General features: G+C 71.7%; 19 protein-coding genes. 10 read left to right on the forward strand and 9 right to left on the reverse strand.

From position 1 onward, the window contains the following. Positions 1-77: 77 nt before the first annotated feature. Positions 78-755 (forward strand): PEP-CTERM sorting domain-containing protein, encoded by a 678-nt coding sequence (locus SFY69_10465; protein ID MDX2132461.1) that lies wholly within the window; start codon positions 78-80, stop codon positions 753-755. 93 nt (positions 756-848) lie between these two features. Here the strand turns inward: SFY69_10465 and SFY69_10470 are convergent, their stop codons facing one another. The 6 genes from SFY69_10470 to SFY69_10495 all read right to left on the reverse strand — a co-directional run bounded on the left by SFY69_10470 (position 849) and on the right by SFY69_10495 (position 7,359). Next, positions 849-1,520 carry a prepilin-type N-terminal cleavage/methylation domain-containing protein gene (locus tag SFY69_10470; protein MDX2132462.1) on the reverse strand — a complete coding sequence of 224 codons (672 nt, stop codon included), beginning with the start codon at positions 1,518-1,520 and terminating at the stop codon, positions 849-851. A 16-nt stretch (positions 1,521-1,536) separates the two neighbouring features. After that, complete coding sequence (locus SFY69_10475) at positions 1,537-2,400, reverse strand: NAD(+)/NADH kinase (GenBank protein MDX2132463.1); 864 nt, start codon at positions 2,398-2,400, stop codon at positions 1,537-1,539. A gap of 33 nt (positions 2,401-2,433) precedes the next feature. Continuing rightward, positions 2,434-4,407, reverse strand: a complete 1,974-nt coding sequence (gene dxs, locus SFY69_10480; GenBank protein MDX2132464.1) for a 1-deoxy-D-xylulose-5-phosphate synthase — start codon at positions 4,405-4,407, stop codon at positions 2,434-2,436. 131 nt (positions 4,408-4,538) lie between these two features. Further along, entirely contained in the window at positions 4,539-5,489 is a 951-nt protein-coding gene (locus tag SFY69_10485; GenBank protein ID MDX2132465.1) for a polyprenyl synthetase family protein, read from the reverse strand. Positions 5,490-5,492: 3 nt separating this feature from the next. Then, positions 5,493-5,960, reverse strand: a complete 468-nt coding sequence (locus tag SFY69_10490; GenBank protein MDX2132466.1) for a PTS sugar transporter subunit IIA — start codon at positions 5,958-5,960, stop codon at positions 5,493-5,495. 28 nt (positions 5,961-5,988) lie between these two features. Further along, complete coding sequence (locus tag SFY69_10495; GenBank protein ID MDX2132467.1) at positions 5,989-7,359, reverse strand: transcription antitermination factor NusB; 1,371 nt, start codon at positions 7,357-7,359, stop codon at positions 5,989-5,991. A 56-nt stretch (positions 7,360-7,415) separates the two neighbouring features. Between SFY69_10495 and SFY69_10500 the strand changes: the two genes are divergently transcribed. The 5 genes from SFY69_10500 (at position 7,416) to SFY69_10520 (ending at position 11,839) form a co-directional block, all read left to right on the forward strand. Continuing rightward, positions 7,416-9,056, forward strand: coding sequence for an ATP-binding protein (locus tag SFY69_10500; GenBank protein MDX2132468.1), 1,641 nt, complete (start codon positions 7,416-7,418; stop codon positions 9,054-9,056). A gap of 7 nt (positions 9,057-9,063) precedes the next feature. Further along, positions 9,064-9,693 carry a response regulator gene (locus SFY69_10505; protein MDX2132469.1) on the forward strand — a complete coding sequence of 210 codons (630 nt, stop codon included), beginning with the start codon at positions 9,064-9,066 and terminating at the stop codon, positions 9,691-9,693. 74 nt (positions 9,694-9,767) lie between these two features. Continuing rightward, positions 9,768-10,958: a hypothetical protein gene (locus SFY69_10510; protein ID MDX2132470.1), complete on the forward strand. Its 1,191-nt coding sequence runs from the start codon at positions 9,768-9,770 to the stop codon at positions 10,956-10,958. Positions 10,959-11,022: 64 nt separating this feature from the next. Beyond that, positions 11,023-11,658 carry a sigma-70 family RNA polymerase sigma factor gene (locus SFY69_10515; GenBank protein MDX2132471.1) on the forward strand — a complete coding sequence of 212 codons (636 nt, stop codon included), beginning with the start codon at positions 11,023-11,025 and terminating at the stop codon, positions 11,656-11,658. Further along, entirely contained in the window at positions 11,642-11,839 is a 198-nt protein-coding gene (locus SFY69_10520; protein MDX2132472.1) for a hypothetical protein, read from the forward strand. Before SFY69_10515 ends, SFY69_10520 begins: the two co-directional genes overlap by 17 nt. A 471-nt stretch (positions 11,840-12,310) precedes the next feature. Here SFY69_10520 and SFY69_10525 read toward each other — a convergent pair whose 3' ends face one another. After that, positions 12,311-13,105, reverse strand: a complete 795-nt coding sequence (locus SFY69_10525) for a VPLPA-CTERM sorting domain-containing protein (protein MDX2132473.1) — start codon at positions 13,103-13,105, stop codon at positions 12,311-12,313. 261 nt (positions 13,106-13,366) lie between these two features. Here SFY69_10525 and SFY69_10530 point away from each other — a divergent pair, with 261 nt between their 5' ends. Continuing rightward, the gene (locus SFY69_10530; GenBank protein ID MDX2132474.1) at positions 13,367-13,921 is read left to right on the forward strand and encodes a transcription termination/antitermination NusG family protein; all 555 of its coding nucleotides are present in this window, start codon (positions 13,367-13,369) and stop codon (positions 13,919-13,921) included. Here the strand turns inward: SFY69_10530 and rfbB are convergent. Next, positions 13,918-14,973 (reverse strand): dTDP-glucose 4,6-dehydratase, encoded by a 1,056-nt coding sequence (rfbB, locus tag SFY69_10535; GenBank protein MDX2132475.1) that lies wholly within the window; start codon positions 14,971-14,973, stop codon positions 13,918-13,920. The genes SFY69_10530 and rfbB overlap by 4 nt on opposite strands. Before the next feature lie 240 nt (positions 14,974-15,213). Here rfbB and SFY69_10540 point away from each other — a divergent pair, with 240 nt between their 5' ends. From SFY69_10540 to rfbD, 3 genes are read left to right on the forward strand one after another with little or no spacing between them, the layout of a single operon-like run. Then, on the forward strand, positions 15,214-15,984 hold the full coding sequence (locus tag SFY69_10540; protein MDX2132476.1) for a sugar phosphate nucleotidyltransferase: 771 nt from the start codon (positions 15,214-15,216) through the stop codon (positions 15,982-15,984). A gap of 21 nt (positions 15,985-16,005) precedes the next feature. Continuing rightward, the gene (locus SFY69_10545; GenBank protein MDX2132477.1) at positions 16,006-16,503 is read left to right on the forward strand and encodes a hypothetical protein; all 498 of its coding nucleotides are present in this window, start codon (positions 16,006-16,008) and stop codon (positions 16,501-16,503) included. Then, on the forward strand, positions 16,500-17,438 hold the full coding sequence (rfbD, locus tag SFY69_10550) for a dTDP-4-dehydrorhamnose reductase (GenBank protein MDX2132478.1): 939 nt from the start codon (positions 16,500-16,502) through the stop codon (positions 17,436-17,438). Before SFY69_10545 ends, rfbD begins: the two co-directional genes overlap by 4 nt. 397 nt (positions 17,439-17,835) lie before the next feature. On the opposite strand, the gene SFY69_10555 is transcribed toward rfbD, so the two are convergent. Continuing rightward, complete coding sequence (locus SFY69_10555; protein MDX2132479.1) at positions 17,836-18,573, reverse strand: hypothetical protein; 738 nt, start codon at positions 18,571-18,573, stop codon at positions 17,836-17,838. Between the last annotated feature and the right edge of the window lie 152 nt (positions 18,574-18,725).

Here is an 18,725-nt window from a genome sequence, read left to right on the forward strand (position 1 = left end):
CGCGCATACTCCTCTCGCGGCGGGAATCGCCGTCGGCGCTCAGCGTGTGAAGGCGCCGCAGGAAGAGAGAGGACGTCATGAAGACCAGTTGGATTCTTGCGGGCGCGATCGCCCTTGCCGGTGTCGCCGCCGCTCAGGCGAGCGTGGCGATGAGCTTCGCCGACCCCATCCCCGGGCGTCAGTTGTCGAACCTCGCCAACGGCGCCGGCGCCGGGGTGGGGCTTCTCCGCTACGACCAGACCGTGCCGCTCACGTTCCTGTTCGACGGCGCGGGCGGCGGGTTCGTGGACCACGTGTTCACCGACGCCCGCATGGAACTCACGATGTCGCTCGGCGCGGCGACGACGATCGCCGGCGTGACGACCGCGCCCGTCTCCGGCTCGTTCACGATCTTCGACATGAGCAGCGGGATGCGCCGTGACATCGTCACCGGCACCGCCGCCGCGGGCACCTTCGTCCGCATCAGCAACACGAACTCGCTCCTCTTCAGCGATCCGACGTTCTCCTACGCCGCCGGCCCAGCGCTGGTGGATATCGTCGGCCCGATCACCTTCCTCGATCCCAGCGAGGGCGTGCTCACGCTCACGAGCGTCGTGACCGACGGCGGGGGCTCGTTCATCAACCCCGACGGCACGTTCAAGTCGTTCGAGGCGAACGCCTCGTTCACCGGCAACGCCGAGGCCGTGCCCGCCCCGGGCGCCATCGCCCTCGCGGGCCTGGGCGCGCTCTGCGTCGCCCGTCGCCGGCGCGCCTGATCGCCGTCCCGACTCGAGGGAGCATTTGCTGCCTGTCCTCTGCACCGGGGGCCGTCCCAACATGGGGCGGCCCCTCGTGCTTTCGGGGCGTCTTTACGGCAGGGGCGTCGCCCAGAACGCCGGCACCTCGCGGTAGCTCCGCGCCGAGCCGTCGGCGTGCGACGCCTGGAACACCCGTCCCGACGCGTGCACGAACGCCAGGCGGCCCTGCACGTGCGCCGCGTTGCGGAAGTCGATGACGCTGGCGGCCCGGGTCGGGGGCGGGGCGGGAGGCGGGATCACCGTCGGCGCGGCGTCCACGAACAGCGCGACGTCGGACGCCCGCTCCACGCGGTCGAGCCGGATGTGCGCGCCCGCGCCGTCGAAGTTGTCCGGGTCGCCCGGGCTTCCGGCGTGCCCGGTGACGTTGATGGCGTAGGTGCGCTGCATCTGCGGGCCGTAGCGTGCACGGGCCGACGGGCAGACCAGCACCGACCGCTCGCTGTAGAGCTCGCCGGCCGTCGTGCCGCCGATGCCCGCGGCGCTCTGCACGACCAGGGCCCAGTTGGGCAGCGTGGCGTAGGGCACGCCCAGCGCGGGCGAGTACCCCTTGTGCTCGTCGGCGTAGGCGAGGCAGATGGTCGCGAGGGTGCGCTCGTTCGAGAGGCAGATCGCCCCGCGTCCGGCCTCGCGCGCCCCCGCGACCGCCGGCAGCAGGATCGCCAGCAGGATCGCGACGACCAGCAGCACCACCAGCACCTCGACCAGCGTGAACGCGCGTCGCACGCGGGAAGCGTACGGGCTAGGCCTTGCGCTGCGGCGGGGACGCCCAGTTCAGCTTCGAGATGAGCCGCGCCCAGTACCCCGTCCGCGTGTTCTGCACCAGACGCACCTCGTGCGCGTCGCGCGAGACCCGCACGAGGTCGTTCGCGAGAAGCCGCGCGGTGTTCTGCCCGTCGAGCACGAGCGTGGTGCCGTGCCCGTCGAGGGCGTTGGCGCGCTCGAGCGTCACCTCGATGAACGAGTCCGACGGCACGACGACGGGGCGGAACGCCAGCGAGTGGGCGGCGATCGGCGTCACGGCCAGGGCGTCGATGCGGGGCGACAAGATCGGCCCGCCCGCCGAGAGGTTGTACGCGGTCGAGCCCAGCGAGGTGGAGATGATGAGCCCGTCGCCCAGCAGCGATGGGCCCGGCCCGCCGTCGATCGAGAGCGTGAGCGAGATCATCCGGAACGGGGGCCCCGCGGTGATGACGGCGTCGTTGATGGCCAGCCCGCTGAACTCCGTCCGCCCGCCCCGCAGCACCTCCACCCGGAACACCGGCAGGCGCGCGATGGAGAGCTCGTCGTCGCCGAGCAGTTGCGGCGCCTGCTCGACGAGCGAGGAGAGGTCGAACTCCGCGAGGAACCCGAGGCGTCCGAGGTTGACGCCCAGCAGCGGGGCCGAGAGGCCCAGGCACCGGCGCGCCTGCGACAGGAGCGTGCCGTCGCCGCCGAGCACGATGACGAGGTCCGCGTCCCGGGCCGCGTCGGGAAGTGGCGCCCCGTCCGCGCGGACTTCGCCGACGAGCGCGCCGTGCCGGGCGATGAGCTCGCGCACCGCCGCGCCGGCGCTGCCGGCGGAGGGTTTCTCGGGGTTGACCAGCAGCAGAACCCGTCGTGCCATGGGCGGAGGATAGTTCGAGTGGGCGGGCGGGCGTCAGGCGCCCGACACCGGGCGTCGGAGCGCCGCCGGCGCCTCGCGCGGCGCCAGCACCGCGGCGATGGCCTCGGCGATGGCGTCGGCGTCGATCCCCGCCTCGGCGAGCTGTCGCGTCCGCGAGTCCTGGTGGATCCATCGATCGGGCATGCCCAGGCGCACGACGCGCGACGCGTCCAGCCCCAGCGCGTTCGCCGCGTCGAGCACCGCGCTGCCGAACCCGCCCGTTACCCCGTGGTCCTCGACGGTGATGACCGGCACGTGCCGGACGAGCAAGCGCTCGACGAGCTCGGCGTCCACCGGCTTGGCGAACCGGGCGTCGTACACCTCGATGCGTCGCCCGGGGAAGCGCGCCGCTGCTTCAAGGGCCGCGAGCGCGGGCGTGCCGAAGGCCAACACCGCCGCGTCGGGAGCAGAGCCGTCGGCCTCGGCCGGCGTGAGCAGTCGGGCACGTCCGAGCTCGAAGGGCGGGCAGGCGGCGTCCGCCAGGCGGGGCGAGACGACGTCGCGCGGGTACCGCACGCACGAGAGGCCGGCGTCGTAGCCCCGCATGAACTCGAGGGCGGCCCGCAGGCTGGGCTCGTCGATCGCCGCGGTGATCGCCGCCCCGGGCAGCGTGCGGAGCAGGGCGATATCGCAGAACCCGTGGTGCACGGCGCCGTCGCCCCCCACCAGGCCCGCGCGGTCGAGGCACAGGCGCACCGGCAGGCCCTGCAGCGCCGCCTCCTGGAACGCCTGGTCGAACGCACGCTGGAAGAACGTCGAGTAGACCGCGAGGAACGGCTTGAACCCCGTCTTCGCCAGCCCGGCCATCATGTCGAGCGCGTGGCTCTCGCAGATGCCCACGTCCCACGAACGCTCTGGGAAGCGGGGCATCACCTTGTTGAGGCCCGTGCCGTCGGGCATCGCGGCGGTGCACGTCACGACCTTCGCGTCGCGCTCCATGAGGTCGATCATCGCGTCGGCGAACGCCGCCGTGAACGACCGCCCCTCCGCCTTGAGCTCCACCCGGCAGCCTTCGCCCTCCAGGTGCTCGCCCACGTTGAAGGCGGGGGGCGAGTGGAAGCGCGTGCTGTCCTGCTCGGCCGCCTCGAAGCCCTTGCCCTTCACCGTGTGCACGTGCAGCAGCATCGGGCGGTCGAAGTCGCGCGCTTCGCGCAGGTACTGGATCAGGCGCGGGAGGTCGTGCCCGTCGATCGGGCCGACGGTCACCAGATTGAAGTGCTCGAACCACGCCCCCTCGTTCACGACGGCCTTGCACGCCTCGCCCAGCTTGTGGTACGTGCCGCGGAGCGTCTCGCCCCCGGGCAGCGCCTTGAGCGCCTCGCGCGCCGACTTCTTGAAGTCCGCGTACGCGTGGCTCAGGCGCAGGCGGTCGAAGTAGTGCGACACCGCGCCCTGCGGACGCGAGATCGACATCCCGTTGTCGTTCAGCACCACCAGGAACTGGCGCTTGAGCGTGCCGGCGTTGTTCAGCCCTTCCATCGCCACGCCGTTCACGATCGAGGCGTCGCCCACGAGCGTCACCACACGCCGCCCGGCGGGGTTGGCCTTGGGGTCGAACGCCTCCTTGGTGAGCGTGTCGCCGCACGCCATGCCCACGGCGGTCGAGATGCCCGTGCCCGCGTGCCCGACGGCGAAGAGGTCGTAGGGCGACTCGCGCGGGTCGGGGAAGCCGGCCATGCCCGTGCGCGTCCGCAACCCCGCCAGCAGCCCCAGCCGCCCGGTCAGCAGCTTGTGCGGGTAGCACTGATGCCCGACGTCGAAGAGCAGGCGGTCGTGCGAGAAGTCAAAGACGTAGTGCAGCGCGATCGTGAGCTCGACCACGCCGAGATTCGGCGCCAGGTGCCCGCCGGTCTGCGACACCTGCGTGGTGATCGCGCGGCGGATCTCCGCCGCGAGTTCCTGCAACTGCGGAACAGACAGCGACCGGATGTCGTGCGGCGTGCGGATGCTGGCGAGCAGGTTGGACATGGGCGCTCTCTGGGACGGCCGGGGTGCCGCCCGGGGATCGGAGTTTTCAGTTCTTCCTGAAAATACTAGACGCTTCCCGCCGGCCCCGCTACCGGTGGTGTCGAAGATCCTTCTCGCGTACGTGCATCCTGCTACTTCGTTCGGTGCGCGAGCGCGTTCGCCATGAGCCGCAGGTTCTCGGCCGGTGCGCCGAGGGGTTCGAGCGCGTCCCATGCCTCCTGGCGGAGCGCCTCGACCCGGCGGCGAGACTCCTCGGCGCCGAACACGCCGGGAAACGTCCGCTTGCCCGCGGCCGCGTCCTTGCCGGTCGCCTTGCCCGCGTGCGCGGACGCCTGCTCGACATCCAGCAGGTCGTCGACGATCTGGAACATGAGGCCGACGGCCCGCGCGTACCGCGTGACGGCGTGCTCCGCGACCGCCGCCTCGGGCGAGTCGGACGCGCCGGCGGCGCACAGGGCGCCCAGGCGGCACGCCGCCAGGATGAGCGCCCCGGTCTTCTGCGCGTGGATGGCGTGCACCGCGTCCTGGGGCGATATCGTGGTGTCGGGGATCGTGTCGAGCACCTGCCCGCGGACCATCCGCCAGGCGGCGTCGGCGAGCGTGCGCATCGCCTCGGCGCGGCGGGGCGTCGACAGATCGCCCAGCACGCAGAACGCGTGCGAGAGCAGCGCGTCGCCCGCGAGGATGGCCAGGCCCTCGCCCGCGTGCTTGTGCAGGGTCGGGCGCCCGCGCCGCATGTCGTCGTTGTCGAGGGCCGGCAGGTCGTCGTGCGCCAGGCTGAACGCGTGGACCATCTCGATTGCGGCGCAGGCGCGCCGCAGGTTCTCGAGTTCGGCGCCGGCGCTGGGCTCGCGCCCCGCGCAGGCGACGAACGCGTGCCAGCACAGCAGGGGGCGCAGGCGCTTACCGCCCGAGAGCACGGCGTAGCGCATGGCGTCGCGCAGGGCGGGGGGGGCGTCGGGTTCGCCCGCGCACAGGCGCGTGAGGGCGTCCTCGATCGAGGCGAGGGGGGCGTACAGGCGGTCGGGCGCGTCGCCGGGTGCGGGCTGCCCGGGGTGAGGCTGGCCGGGCGGGGCGTGCATGCGCTAGGCCCCCGCGGGCTGCTCTTGCCCGCGCAGGAGGGCGTAGATCTCGACCGCCGAGGGGGCGGAGTAGATCCGCTCGCGGAAGGCGTCCATGGTCATGAGGCGGGAGATGCGGGCCAGGGCCTGGATGTGGTCGCTGGTGCGGTCGGGCGGGCTGGCGAGCAGGACGACGAGGCGCACCGGCTGCTTGTCGATGGCGTCAAAGTCCATGGGCACGGCGGGCTTGCCGATCGCCATGGCCAGGCCCGGCATGCCGGCGCACTTGCCGTGCGGGATGGCGAGCCCGGCGCCGATGCCCGTGGTGCGGGCCTGCTCGCGCGCCCAGACGGCGTCCTTCAGGGCCTTCGCGTCGTGCACCTTGCCACGGGCCGCCAGGAGATCCACAAGTTCATCGATCACACCCCGCTTGTCCGACGCCACCAGGGGGGCCCGGACGCAGTCGAGGGTCAGGATGTCCAGCAGGTTCATGTCGATCGGGCTCCGGCCGTGGTCGGTTTCACGCGTGCGGGGAGTGTACCCCGCGCCCTGCCCTTCGAAGCAACGCGGCGTAACTGCCGTCGGCGTAGCCCCGGGGCGGGTCTCCCGGCACGCCGCGCGGGGTGCGTCGGTCGTCCCGGAGCATCTGCCACCCGGCGTTGGTCGCGTGGTGCGCCTGGTCTTCGTTTTCTTCGGTGTCGAGGCTGCACGTGGCGTAGAGCAGCGTGCAGCCTGGAGAAGCCAGTTCGCCCGCGTGCGCGATGATCTCTCGCTGGATCTTCGCCAGCCGGGCGAGCTGGTCGGCCCCCCAGCGGTACTTGGCCTCGGGACGCCGGGGGAAGACGGCGCTGTTCGAGCACGGGACGTCGAGCACGATGAGATCCGCACGCACCCGTCCCAGCGCGGGCGCGTCGGGCTCGACCACCTCGCAGTTCGGCAGTGTCGCCGCCACGCGCCGCAGTTCGGCGCGCCGGGCGTCGTCGACGTCGGTCGCGATGACCCGCGCGTCGGGAAAGCACGCGGCGAGCTGGCGCGTCTTGGTGCCCTGCCCGGCGCACAGGTCGAGCACCGTGCGGACGCCCGCCGGATCGACGTGCAGGCGGGCGAGTTCGACCGGCGACGACGAGGCGGGATCCTGCACCCAGGTTCCCGGCGACTGGGCGAGGGCCGCCCCCAGGTCGCGCCCGTCCGAGCCGGTCCAGACGAGCATGCCCGGTTCATCGTGCGGGAGGAACGCGGCGTGCGCGGGCGGGCGCGGGGCGTGTCGCGCGTTGACGATGACCGGCGGGGACACCAGCGTGTGCAGGGCGAGGTCGGTGGCGCGATCGCGCCCGAACTGCCGGGCCCAGCGGTGCAGCACGGGCAGCGGAAGCGAGCACGACGCCGCGAGGCGGGCCGGGTTCTCCGCGGGCAGCAGGGGCCTTCGAGTTCTGCGGGCGCGCCCGTCGCCGATGGGGATGAGCGCGGGGTCGGGGTCGTGGGGGTCGGCCGGCTCGGGGGCGTCGGTGAGTTCGCGCGCGAGGTTGCGGAGCACGGCGTTCACCACGCCCGACACGCGCGGGGCCGCGGCCTTGGCGTACTCCACGCTCTCGCCGATCGCCGCGTGCGCGGGAACGCGGTCGAGGAAGAGCAACTGGGCCGCGCCCGTGAGCAGGGCGGCCTGGACCGCGGGGGGCGCATCGCGCAGCGGCGTGCGGAGGAAGGCGTGGATGACGGTTTCGAGTGTCAGAAATCGGCGCGTGACGGCGCCGGCGATGGCGTGGGCGAGTGCGGCGTCCCGGGCGTCGAGTTCGCTCGTGTCCGGCGGGGCCAGCGGCAGGTCGGGGAATGTCGCCGCCTGGCGCTCGGCGTGGCGCAGGGCCGCCAGCCGGGCGGGGGCGATGTCGGTCATCGGCACGGCGCAGGGTAGGTCCGGGCGGGCGGGCGCCGGACGGGTAGAGTGACGCGATGTTCACGCGTCGCCAGCGAGAGGAACGGGGAGGGGTCGGGGCGTCGGCGCCGGAGCCCCCGCCCGCGACGTTCGACCGTCGGCGGCTGGTGGTGGTGCCGGCGGCGCCGGCGCGTTCGGGGCTGCTGGCGGGGATGCGGATCCGCAAGAAACTGGTGTTCCTGCACACGCTGTTCTCGCTGGCGCTGGCGACGATCCTGCTGGTGGCGGTTCGCCCTGCCATCCGTGCGGTGGTGGAGAAGGCGGAGTTGGAAGAGGCGCGGGTGGTGCTCGACGCGCTCACGCCGTCGCTCTCGACGGGCGAGGGCGTGCGCCGGACGGACGACGCCGCCTCGCGCCTGGCCGAGACCGCGCTGGTCCGCACAGGGGGGTCGATGGAGTTGGGGCTGACGCCCGAATCGGCCTCGGCGGCGATCGCGGCGGACGGCCGGGCGGTGGTGGGGGAGAGCATCATCGTGGGGCCCTGCGCCGTGTCGCACACGCCCGCGCGGGCCGGGCAGGAAGAGCGGTTCCACGTGCTCACCGTGCGGATCAGCAGCGCCCGGCGCGCGGTGACCGATCTGTACCTGCTGCTCGTGGGCGCGCTCGTCGCGGTCTACGCGCTCATCGCGGTGGCCATGGAGGTCTTCGTGCTCCCGCGCACGGTGTACGAGCCCGTGCGCCGCATGCTCGCGGCCGACGCGGCGGCCCGCGAGGGACGCACCGACGGCGAACTCATCCCCGCCGACACCATCCCCGCCGACGAGATCGGCGCCATCATGTCATCGCGGAACGAGACCGTCATGCGCCTGCGCGCCAAGGAGGCGGCCCTGGCCGACGCGCTGTCCAAGCTCGAATCGGTCGCGACGGACCTGCGACGCAAGAACCACCTGCTCGAGGCGGCCCGGCGGAACCTGGCCGATGCCGACCGCCTCGCGAGCCTGGGCATGATGTCGGCGGGCATCGCGCACGAACTGAACACGCCGCTGGCGGTGCTGAAGGGGCTGGTCGAGCGCCTGAACGCCAACCCCGCGCGCGGGATGGAGCCCACGCAGGCGGCGCTCATGCTGCGGGTGGTGTCGCGTCTGGAGCGGCTGGGCGAGAGCCTGCTGGATTTCGCGCGCGTCCGCCCGCCCCGCACGCGCGAGACCGTGCTGCGGACCGTCGTGCAGGAGGCCATCACGCTGGTGCGGCTGGACCGCGAGACCGGCACGGTGGACCTGCGCAACGCGGTCTCGGAGGGCGTGGTCGCCTCGTGCGACCCCGACCGCATGGTGCAGGTGCTCGTGAACCTCGTGCGCAACGGCGTGGACGCCGTCCGTGCCGGCACCCGCGCGGGCGGGCGCGTCTGGGTCGAGGGGGAGACCGTCGAGCGCGACGGACGGGCGTGGGTCTCGCTCCGCGTGCGGGACGACGGCCCCGGGTTCGACCCCGATATCCTGCCCCGGCTCTTCGAGCCCTTCGCGTCCACCCGCCTCGACGCCCGGGGCACCGGGCTGGGCCTGGCCGTCGCCGAGGGCATCGTCCGCGAGCACGGCGGGGTGCTGCTGGCTCGGAACCGGGTGGACGGCCCCGGGGCGGAGCTGGAGGTCATGATCCCCCGAGAGCAGGCAACCCTCGCGCCGGTGCCGTCCGCCGGGCCCGTGGGCACGCAGGAGTGACCGTGGCATGACCGACACCAGCACGCCCGCGCAGACCCCGCCGCTCTCGATCGTCGCGCTGGACGACGACGACGATTTTCGACAGTACATCGCCTCGGTTCTCGAGGCCGACGGGCACGAGGTCCGGACCGCCTCGACGCCCGAGGGGTTCTACGACACGTGCGAGGCGCGACTGCCGGACCTGGTGCTGCTGGACATCAAGATGGGGCGCCACGCCGGCGAAGAGGTGCTCGCGGAGATCCGCAGGCGCTGGGCCAAGCTCGCGGTCATCGTCGTCACCGGGTATCCGACCCTCGATTCCATGCGACAGACGTTCAAGCAGGACGTCTTCGACTACCTCGCCAAGCCGTTCTCGCTCGCGGAACTGCGACGGACGCTGGCGCAGGCGGCCCAGACACTGGGGCTGGGCCAGCGTCCGCAAGACCGTCTGCGCCACGAACTCGGCAGGCAGATCCGCATGGCCCGCACCGAGCGCGGCTGGACGCTCAAGGACCTGTCCGAGGCGTCCGGCGTGTCCGTCAGCCAGTTGTCGTCGATCGAGCGGGGGGCGCACCTGCCCAGCCTCGAGTCCCTCGTCGCCGCGGCGACCGCCCTCGACAAGAAGCCCTCGGTCTGGCTCGGCGGGGTGGGATTGTGAAGCCTGGCGCAAGTCGGTCGGGTCGAGGTTAGTAAACGGTTGACTTGTCCCCTCCGGGACGCTTCACTGCGCCGGTGCACGCACGCGACTCCCAGCCCCGGGGCATCCTGTTCACGGCGTTCGAGCCGAGCGGGGACGACCACGCCTCCGCGGTCATTGAGGTGCTGCGCCGGCGTCATCCGGACCTGCCGATCTACGCCTGGGGCGGGCCCAAGATGGAACGCGCCGGCGCCACGATCATCGAGCGCACCGGCGACGACGCGGTCATGGGCGTGCCGGGCTTTCGCAAGATCATCGAGCACAAGAAGATCAACCAGCGGATCGACGCCTGGCTGCGCACGCACGACGTCGCGCTGCACGTGCCGGTGGATTCGCCCGCGGCGAACACGCCGATCTGCGCGATCGCGCGGGCGCACGGGCTGCGTGTGGTGCATCTTGTCGCGCCGCAGATCTGGGCCTGGGGGCGCTGGCGCATCCACCGCCTGCGGCGCGTGACCGACCTCGTGCTGTGCATGCTCCCCTTCGAGAAGGACTTCTTCGAGAAGCGCAACGTGCCCGCACGGTTCATCGGGCACTTTCTCTTCGACGACCCGCTGGATCTCGACGCGGTGGATCGCCGCACCGGCGCGCTGCCCGAGGGCGAGCCCCGAGTGGCGATGATGCCCGGCTCGCGCCCCAACGAGATCGAGCGGCACTTCCCCGTGCTGCTGGAGGTCTTCCGCCGGCTCAAGGCCCGGCACCCGCGGGCCGTGGGGGTCGTCGCCGCCACGTCGACGCGCGTGGAATCGCAGGTGCGTGCGCACGCCGAGCAGGCCGGCGGGTGGCCCGAGGGGCTGCGCGTCCTCGTGCAGGACACCGACGCCGCCGTGCGCTGGTGCCAGGTGGCGCTTGTGAAGAGCGGCACGGTCACGCTGCAGGTGGCGCGCCAACGGCGCCCGATGGTGGTCTTCTACAAGAAATCCAACCCGGTGCTGTTCCTGCTGGCGCGGGCGGTGCTCTCGACCAGGGTCTTCTCGCTGCCGAACGTGCTGGCCCGCCGGAGGATCGTGCCCGAGTTCATCCCGTACTGGGGCGGGGCCGGCCCGCTGGTAGACGCGCTCGAACTGCTCATCCGCGATCCCGCCCGGGCGCAGGGGCAGATCAGCGACATCGACGGCGTGCTCGCGCCGTTCCGGGGCCGGCGCGCCGCCGACCTCGCGGCCGACGCCCTCGAGGAGTTCCTCGACCTGCCGGCGTCGACGCGGGCCGTGGTCGGGGCGGCGTAGCACCACGCCGACGGGCGTGCGGCGGGGGCTTTTGCAACGCGTGGGATCTGGTACGCTCGCCCCCGTGGGGGGCACGACCGGACAACTTCCGAGTACGTCGGCGACGCTGCTGGGGCGTCTGCGCGATCCCGCCGACGCGGCGGCGTGGGTCGAGTTCGACCGGCGGTACCGAGACCTCATCGTCCGGTTCCTGCAGGCGCGCGGGCTGCAGAAGGCCGACGCCGAGGATCTTGCGCAGGACGTGCTGGCGAAGCTCGTGACGGGCCTGCGCCGGTTCGAGTACGACGCCGCGCGAGGGAAGTTCCGGGGGTATCTCTTCCGCTGCGTGCGTGGCGCGCTGGCGGACCACACCGCCTCACGTGCCCGGCACCCCGTCGGCCCGCGCGACGATCGAACCGCGTTCGACGCGGTCGCTGGCCGGCGCCCGCAGGACGACCCGCTCTACGCCGAGTTCGAGCGCGACTGGGTCGATCACCACTACCGCCTGGCCGTGCAGCGATACCGCGAGGCGTCGGACGAGCGTGGCGCGGCGTTGCTCGACGCGACGCTCGCGGGCGTCCCGGCTCGCGAGATCGGCCAGACGCACGGGATGAGCGAGAACGCGGTGCACAAGGCGCAGCAGCGCCTGCGCGAGCGGCTCCGCGAACTCATCGAGGAGCAGGTCCGCGACGAGGAGTGCGGCGATGGGCGAGCGTCCTGACGACGGCTCGGGAGCAATCGGCGGCGGCGCCGGGGCAGCACTGCACACGGACGTCGAACGCCTCTTCGAGTTCGACGCCCCGGCGTGGCTCGACCGTGTGCGCGACGCCGTGCGGGTGAGGGCGCTCGGACGCCTGGGGCCGGTTGTCCCCGTGGGCCCTGCCGCGCCGACGAAGGTCTGACCCTGACCCGCCCGGATGAGCGATCCACCCACGAAGGCCGGATCGTGGTGATTGACAGCCGTCCACCCGGCGTGGGCCACGCCGACCGCCGCGAGCATGGTTGCCGCCGCCACGCCGACAATCGTTCTACGAGCCATCGGTCCTCTCCCTTCGATACCGCCCTGCCGCGAGCTCGCGCTGATCCTCAGCACGCACCGACACCCCCCGGACGGCCACACGTAAGTACCCCGCGCGGCACCGCACCCTGACACGAAGCGGAAAAAACCGACGGCCTCGGTGTCCCCGCGCCCCCGCTGCCTCGCCGCCCCCGCGACCCCCACCCGGCAGCGCGGCTCCGCGGGCCCGCGCCCCAGCGGCGCCGCCGAGTGGTGCCACGGGCACGCCCACAAAAGAAAACCGGGCGCCCGCGAGGGCGCCCGGAGGGGGGGCTCAGAATCTCGGCCTCGGCCCGCGGGACAAGCCCGCACGCCATCAGGCGCGGCGGCGGCGAACGCCCAGCACGCCCAGCCCAGCGAACGCGAGACCCGCGCCGGTGGGGAGGGGGATGATCTGGAAGTTCGACTCCTTGAGGCCGATCACGTAGCGAGTAAGTTCGTCTCCTCCCGCGCCGGTGCGGTAGCCGCGGATCTGGCCGGTGAGCGTCCAGTTGAACGTGGACAGGTCCATGTCGGAGACGATGCGCTGGGTGTGCTGGGTGCCCGGGGGAGGCGAGCCGGGGTTCTCCGGATTCTCCACCTGCCCGCCGGTGAGCAGCGAGTTGTCGGCGACGGTGAGCCCGGCCGAAGTGAAGGCGAGGTTCGACCACTGCATCTGCGAGGGGTTGAAGCGGGCGTCGGCGAAGAGCTGAATCGTGTTGAACGAGCGGTTCGGGGCGAAGCCATTCAGCGTCGCGACCGAGTTGGTCGTGCCGGCCGGAAGCGGGCTGCTGAAAGTGCCCCAAGCCAGGTTGAACGCGGCATTGGTGTTTGTGTTGACCATCCGGAAGATCATGCCTTCGCCAGCGATGAAGTTCACGCTGAAGTTGAACACGACGTTGTTCAACTGGGTGTTGTTGCCGAGACCATGAGAAATGAACTGGCCGGGATTGGTGCCCAGGCCATGGTCGAGCGACATGTCGAAGTTGGTGTTCGACATGCGGTACTTGGCCTGACCGACGCTGCCGGTCTCGGTGTAGTTCGAAACCTTGGCCGAGTTCAGCCACACGTTGCCCGCGAGGGCCTGTCCGGAGGCCACGGCGAGCGCCGCGGCGATGATCGTCGTCTTCATTGATCCAATCTCCCCTGGGTACACACGAAACCCGAGCACGCTCGCGTTCGAGCGAGTGGCTCGGAGAATACGGGGTTCAAACAGCGGGTCAAGCGACCGGCGCATGAATTACGCGATGATCGGCAAGGGAATTGCACTGCCCTTATGCACGTCCATCCGTTATCGGACGGTCGTCCCGTTCCGGACTGCGCCCTTCCGGGTGTGCGGCCGCGAGTGGGTATCGTTGCCCGCCGCAGGACGCACCCACTGGAACACCCCTCGATGGCGACGAGCGCAGATATCGGCGGGTCGAGCGCGATCGAGGAACGCGGGGACGAGCGGCGAGACGGCGACGCGGCACGCTGGTGGGTGCTGCGGGTGAAAGCCCGCCAGGAGAAGACGGTCGCCCGGACGCTCGACGCCGCGGGCGTGGAGTTTTTGCTGCCCGTCCAGCGACGGCGGCAGGCCTGGGCGCGCGGCCGGGTGTACGAGATCCCGCTGTTCCCGGGGTACGTATTCGCGCGGAGCGCCGGACGCCTGTCGGACCGCGAGCTGGGCGTCGGGCGGGTCGTGCAGGTGATCCGCGTCGAGGACCAGGCACGCCTGGACCACGAACTGCGACAGATCCGCCTCGCGATGGAGGCGGGGGTGGTGCTGGCGCCGGCGAAGTACCTGGAACGCGGCACGCGGGTGGTGGTGACGGGCGGCGCGCTGCGCGGCGTGGAGGGCGTGGTCGAAGGGCTCGACGCGCCCGACCGGGTGTACCTGCAGGTGCACACGCTGGGACGAGCCCTGACGGTGGAGGTTTCGCCGACGCTGGTGGCGCGCGCCGGTTAGCGGGGCGCTTCTCGGGCGGTGTACTGGCGGTGGTAGTACTCGCGGTACGCGCCGGACTTCACGCGGCGCCACCACGCCTCGTTCGCGCGGTACCACTCGACGGTCGAGGCGAGGGCGTCGGGCCAGGCGGAGCGCGTGGGTTCCCAGCCGAGTTCACGCCGGATCTTGGTGGCGTCGATCGCGTAGCGCCGGTCGTGCCCCGGGCGATCGGCGACGTAGCGGATCATCTCGTCGCCCTTGCCCATGAGGCGGAGGATCGTGCGGGTGAGGTCGAGGTTGCTGCGTTCGTTGTTCCCGCCGACGTTGTAAACCTCGCCCGACGTGCCGCGCTCGAGCACGGCGAGGACGGCCTCGCAGTGGTCCTCGACGTGGAGCCAGTCGCGCACGTTCAGGCCGTCGCCGTAGAGCGGGACCTGCTCGCCGTCGATCAGGTTCGTGATGAACAGCGGGATGACCTTCTCGGGGAAGTGGTAGGGCCCGAAGTTGTTCGAGCAGCGCGTCGTCACCAGGTCAAGCCCGAAGGTGTGGTGGTAGGCGCGGACGAGCCCGTCGCCGGCGGCCTTGCTGGCGGCGTAGGGGCTGTTGGGCAGGATCGGCGAGTCTTCGGTGAAGAGCAGGTCGGGGCGGTCGAGCGGGAGCGAGCCGTAGACCTCGTCGGTGCTGACGTAGAGCAGGCGGGGCGATGTACCCCGGGCGGCGCGTCGGGCGCGGAGCACGTCGAGCAGCACCTGCGTGCCCCCGACGTTGGTGCGGATGAAGGGGCCGGCGTCCATGATGGAGCGATCAACGTGGCTCTCGGCGGCGAAGTGGACGATGGCGTCGCATTCGCCCGCGAGTTTCTCGACAAGCGGGCGGTCGCAGATGTCGCCGTGCACGAACCGGTAGCGCGTGTCCTGGGCAAGGTCGGCGAGGTTCTCGGCGTTGCCCGAGTACGTGAGCGAGTCGAGGTTGATGACGGCGGTGTCGGGGCGGTGGCGTCGCACGAAGCGGACGAAGTTCGACCCGATGAAGCCGCACCCGCCCGTGACCAGGATCGACGAGAACGCGCCCATGGGCCCCCCTTCCGGCAACGGGCCAAGGGTAGCGTCGACACGCGTGCGCGACGGGCGCGAGCGGGGTTATCGTGCGCACACGCGGCGCTTGCGTGATGTAAGCGCGGCGCGAACGCGGACGCGGCGTTCGCGGACCAGGCGGCAGAATCCGCCCAAAGCCGCGTCGAAAAGGCCCGATTTGTTGACCACCCCGTCAACCAGGGTTAATCTCTCGGGTATCGCGAGTAGAAGGGGGGAAGCGTGAAGGGTGTGATTCTCGCCGGAGGCCTGGGGTCTCGGCTGCGTCCCATGACGCTCGTCACGAACAAACACCTTCTCCCGGTCTACGACCGTCCGATGATCTATTTCCCCATCCAGTGCCTGCTGAACGCGGGCATCGATGAGGTGCTGATCGTGACGGGCGGCGAGCACGCGGGCGACTTCCTGAAGCTCCTGAAGAACGGCAAGCACCTCGGGCTCAAGCACCTCGCGTACGCGTACCAGGAGGGCGAGGGCGGCATCGCCGATGCGCTCAAGCTCGCCGAGGACTTCGCGGACAACGGCAAGGTGTGCGTCGTGCTGGGCGACAACATCATCGAGGGCAGCATCCGCGACGCGGCCGGGCGGTTCTTCACGCAGCGCTCGGGCGCGAAGATCATCCTGAAGCAGGTGCCGGACCCCGAACGCTTCGGCGTGGTGGAGTTCGACGGCGAGGGGGCGGGCGCGAAGATCAAGGCGATCGTCGAGAAGCCGAAGAAGCCGCCGAGCTCCATGGCGGTCACCGGGTTCTACTTCTACGACCGCGACGTCTTCAAGGTGTGCGGCGAGCTGAAGCCCAGCGCGCGGGGCGAACTCGAGATCACCGACGTGAATAACTACTACCTGCAGCGCGGCGACCTCACGCACGAGGTGCTCGACGGGTGGTGGACGGACGCCGGCACCATCGAGAGCCTGTTCCGGGCCTCGCGGATGGTGTCCGAGAGCGGCGCGAACCATCTCGAGCTCCCCGTCGCGGCGGGCTCGACGGGCTGACGCCGGTGGGGGAGGACGTTCGTGAAGCCCGAGAACATCAGAAAGTTCGGCACGGATTCCCTCGCGGCGGCGTGGGAGCACGCGAAGGCCGCGGTCGAGCCGGCGGTCGTCCCGGTGTCGTACTACGCCGATGATCGCGGCTACTCGATCATGAACCAGATGCAGGGCGTGATGCGCCCCGAAGGCCAGATCAACTTCAGCGTGCAGTACCCGGGCGTGATCAAGGCCTGGCACCACCACACGCTGCAGACGGATTTCTGGCTCTGCCTGCACGGGCACCTAAAGGTCGGCGTCTACCGTGCGTCGGATCGGCGCGCGTGGATGGCCATCATCGGCGAGAAGAACCCGTGCGTCGTCATCATCCCGCCGCCCCTGTGGCACGGGGCGGCGACCGTCGGGCACGAGCCGGCCGGGCTGCTGTACTACGTCAGCGCGGCGTACAACCCGGCCCAGCCGGACGAGCACCGGATGGCGCACGACGCGGTCGACGGCTTCCCGTGGGGCGTGAGGCACGGATGACCACCCAGCAGCCAGTCGAGGCGGAGCGCACGGGCCTTCCCGCGGCGCGGGGCGGGGTCGGCGCGGGGCTGCGCGGGCCGGTCGCCATCGTCGGCGCGTCGGGCATGCTCGGGCGGGCGTTCGCCGGGGCGCTCGCGCGGGGCGGCGTGGCGGCGCGCGGGTTCGCACGCGCCGAGGTCGACATCGTTCGCGCCGAGTCTCTGCACGCGCTCGGTGAGTATCCCACGGTCATCAACTGCGCCGCGTGGACGGACGTGGACGGCGCCGAGGCGAACGAGTCGGCGGCGACGGCGGTGAACGCCGAGGGCGTCCGCCTGCTCGCGGAGGCGTGCCGCGCGCACGGGTCCACGCTCGTGCACTTCGGGACGGACTACGTGTTCGCCGGCCGGGCTGATCGTCCGTACCCGCTCGACGCGCCGCGCGCGCCGATCAACGCGTACGGGCGGTCGAAGGCCGCGGGCGAGGCGGTGCTGCGCGAGCAAGTCGAGCGCGGCCTGCGGGTGCTGTACGTGCGGACGAGCTGGCTGTACGCGCCGTGGGGCAAGAACTTCGTGCGCACGATCGCGGCGGCGTCGCGCGTGCGGCCCACGCTGCGCGTCGTGAACGATCAGCGCGGCAGGCCGACGAGCGCCGAGCACCTGGCGACGGCGACGCTCGCGCTGCTGGCGGCACGGGCCGAGGGGCTGACGCACGTGACCGACGCGGGCGAGTGCACGTGGTATGACCTCGCGACCGAGATCGTGTCGATACTCGGTGCGCCGTGCCGGGTGGAGGCGTGCACGTCGGCGGAGTTTCCCAGGCCCGCGCGACGCCCCGAGTACAGCGTGCTGGACCTGTGGAACGCGGAGCGCATCATCGGCGAGCGGGCGCACTGGCGCGCGACGCTGCGGGACGTGGTGGGGAGGTTGGAGACGGAGCGAACGCACGGCGCGTGAGCAAGCCGCGTGCCGACGGCGTCGGGACGCGGCGGGCGGCGTGGTCGGGTGGCTTGAGCGAACGCGACAGATCCGCGAAGGACGGACGTCGCAAGTGGGAGGGGCCGCTACGGGCGGCACTACCCGCAATGGCGGAGATGCACGGGCGGGCGTCGGGCAGGCCGGCGTCGTTTCGTGCGGATCGTGACGATATGGGCGGACGCCGCGAGTGTACCTCGTGCGCGACATGGACGAAGTCTGCCCGGAGCACGGTGGGTAGGGTGTGCGAAGCCTGTTTCCCGAAGCCCACGCGAATTGACCGACTGACCCGTTGCCCCGCCGCAGCCGAAACGGATCTTCTGCATAGCGCACCCGAGCGCGGGAGGGTCCCGAGTATGAGCCGTTCACTCGCCGTCAATCATCCGCAGCGTCCGCACCGGGCGTGGCTCTGTGCCGCGATCGTCTCGCTCGCTTCGGGGCACGCGGTGTCGATGGCCCAGGTCGCGGACGAGCCGTCGCAGGCGCTGTCGACGTTGCAGTCGCTGCGCCGGTCCCCGACGGTGGCGAGCGGCTCGGGCGGGGTCCGCCGCGTGGTGACGCCCATGGCGCCGCGGTCGAACAGCAGCACGCGCATCGTGACGCCGAGCGTCTCTCGCCTGCGGATGACGACGACGGTGACGTCGTCGAGCACGAACGCGCGTTCGACCAGCTCGTCGCTCCGACGTCTCTCCGTCCTGCAGAACCCCGCCTCGCCGTCGCCCGCGCCGAGCGCGACGCCGTCGTCGAACTCCGTGAACCTTCGCAGCGGCTCGACGGCGCGCACGATGCCCTCGTCGTCCTCGGCGCCGGTTGGCCGCCTGCAGTCCATGTTGATGCGGACGCAGGGCGGGTCGTCGTCCGGGAACTCCGTCGACCCCGTCTCGCCCGCGCCCAGCGGCCCCACCGGCGACCAGGGGGGCGAGGTTCCGCAGCCCTCGGGCCCGTCAGGCTCCGGTGGCGGCGTGCCCAGCGGCTCCGACGGCTCCGGCGGTTCGACGGTGCCCGGCGGCTCCGGCGGTTCTGGCTCGGGCTCTGGCGGCTCGGGCTCGGGCGGCTCGGGCTCTGGCTCGGGCGGTTCGAGCGGGTCCGGCGGCGACGTCGTGACCCATACCAACACGCCCGTCCCTCCCCCCCCCCCGCCACCCCCCCCCCCACCACCCCCACCCCCCCCCCCACCACCCCCCCCCACCCCGCCCGCCCCCCCCCCCCCCCCCCCAACAACAAAACCACAAAAAAAAGAACACACACAAGCGTAAAATTGTTGAGCAC

Source organism: Planctomycetota bacterium, from assembly GCA_033763975.1.
Classification (GTDB): Bacteria; Planctomycetota; Phycisphaerae; order Phycisphaerales; family UBA1924; genus RI-211.

Coding starts and splice junctions, on each gene's coding strand:
- SFY69_10490 (MDX2132466.1), bottom strand. CDS start 5,960: ATGAACCTGCTGGACATCCTGACCCTCGACTGCGTCCGGGCCCCCCTG.
- SFY69_10520 (MDX2132472.1), top strand. CDS start 11,642: ATGGGCGAGCGTCCTGACGACGGCTCGGGAGCAATCGGCGGCGGCGCC.
- SFY69_10500 (MDX2132468.1), top strand. CDS start 7,416: ATGTTCACGCGTCGCCAGCGAGAGGAACGGGGAGGGGTCGGGGCGTCG.
- SFY69_10465 (MDX2132461.1), top strand. CDS start 78: ATGAAGACCAGTTGGATTCTTGCGGGCGCGATCGCCCTTGCCGGTGTC.
- SFY69_10525 (MDX2132473.1), bottom strand. CDS start 13,105: ATGAAGACGACGATCATCGCCGCGGCGCTCGCCGTGGCCTCCGGACAG.
- SFY69_10485 (MDX2132465.1), bottom strand. CDS start 5,489: ATGCACGCCCCGCCCGGCCAGCCTCACCCCGGGCAGCCCGCACCCGGC.
- SFY69_10530 (MDX2132474.1), top strand. CDS start 13,367: ATGGCGACGAGCGCAGATATCGGCGGGTCGAGCGCGATCGAGGAACGC.
- SFY69_10475 (MDX2132463.1), bottom strand. CDS start 2,400: ATGGCACGACGGGTTCTGCTGCTGGTCAACCCCGAGAAACCCTCCGCC.
- rfbD (MDX2132478.1), top strand. CDS start 16,500: ATGACCACCCAGCAGCCAGTCGAGGCGGAGCGCACGGGCCTTCCCGCG.
- SFY69_10495 (MDX2132467.1), bottom strand. CDS start 7,359: ATGACCGACATCGCCCCCGCCCGGCTGGCGGCCCTGCGCCACGCCGAG.
- SFY69_10505 (MDX2132469.1), top strand. CDS start 9,064: ATGACCGACACCAGCACGCCCGCGCAGACCCCGCCGCTCTCGATCGTC.
- dxs (MDX2132464.1), bottom strand. CDS start 4,407: ATGTCCAACCTGCTCGCCAGCATCCGCACGCCGCACGACATCCGGTCG.
- rfbB (MDX2132475.1), bottom strand. CDS start 14,973: ATGGGCGCGTTCTCGTCGATCCTGGTCACGGGCGGGTGCGGCTTCATC.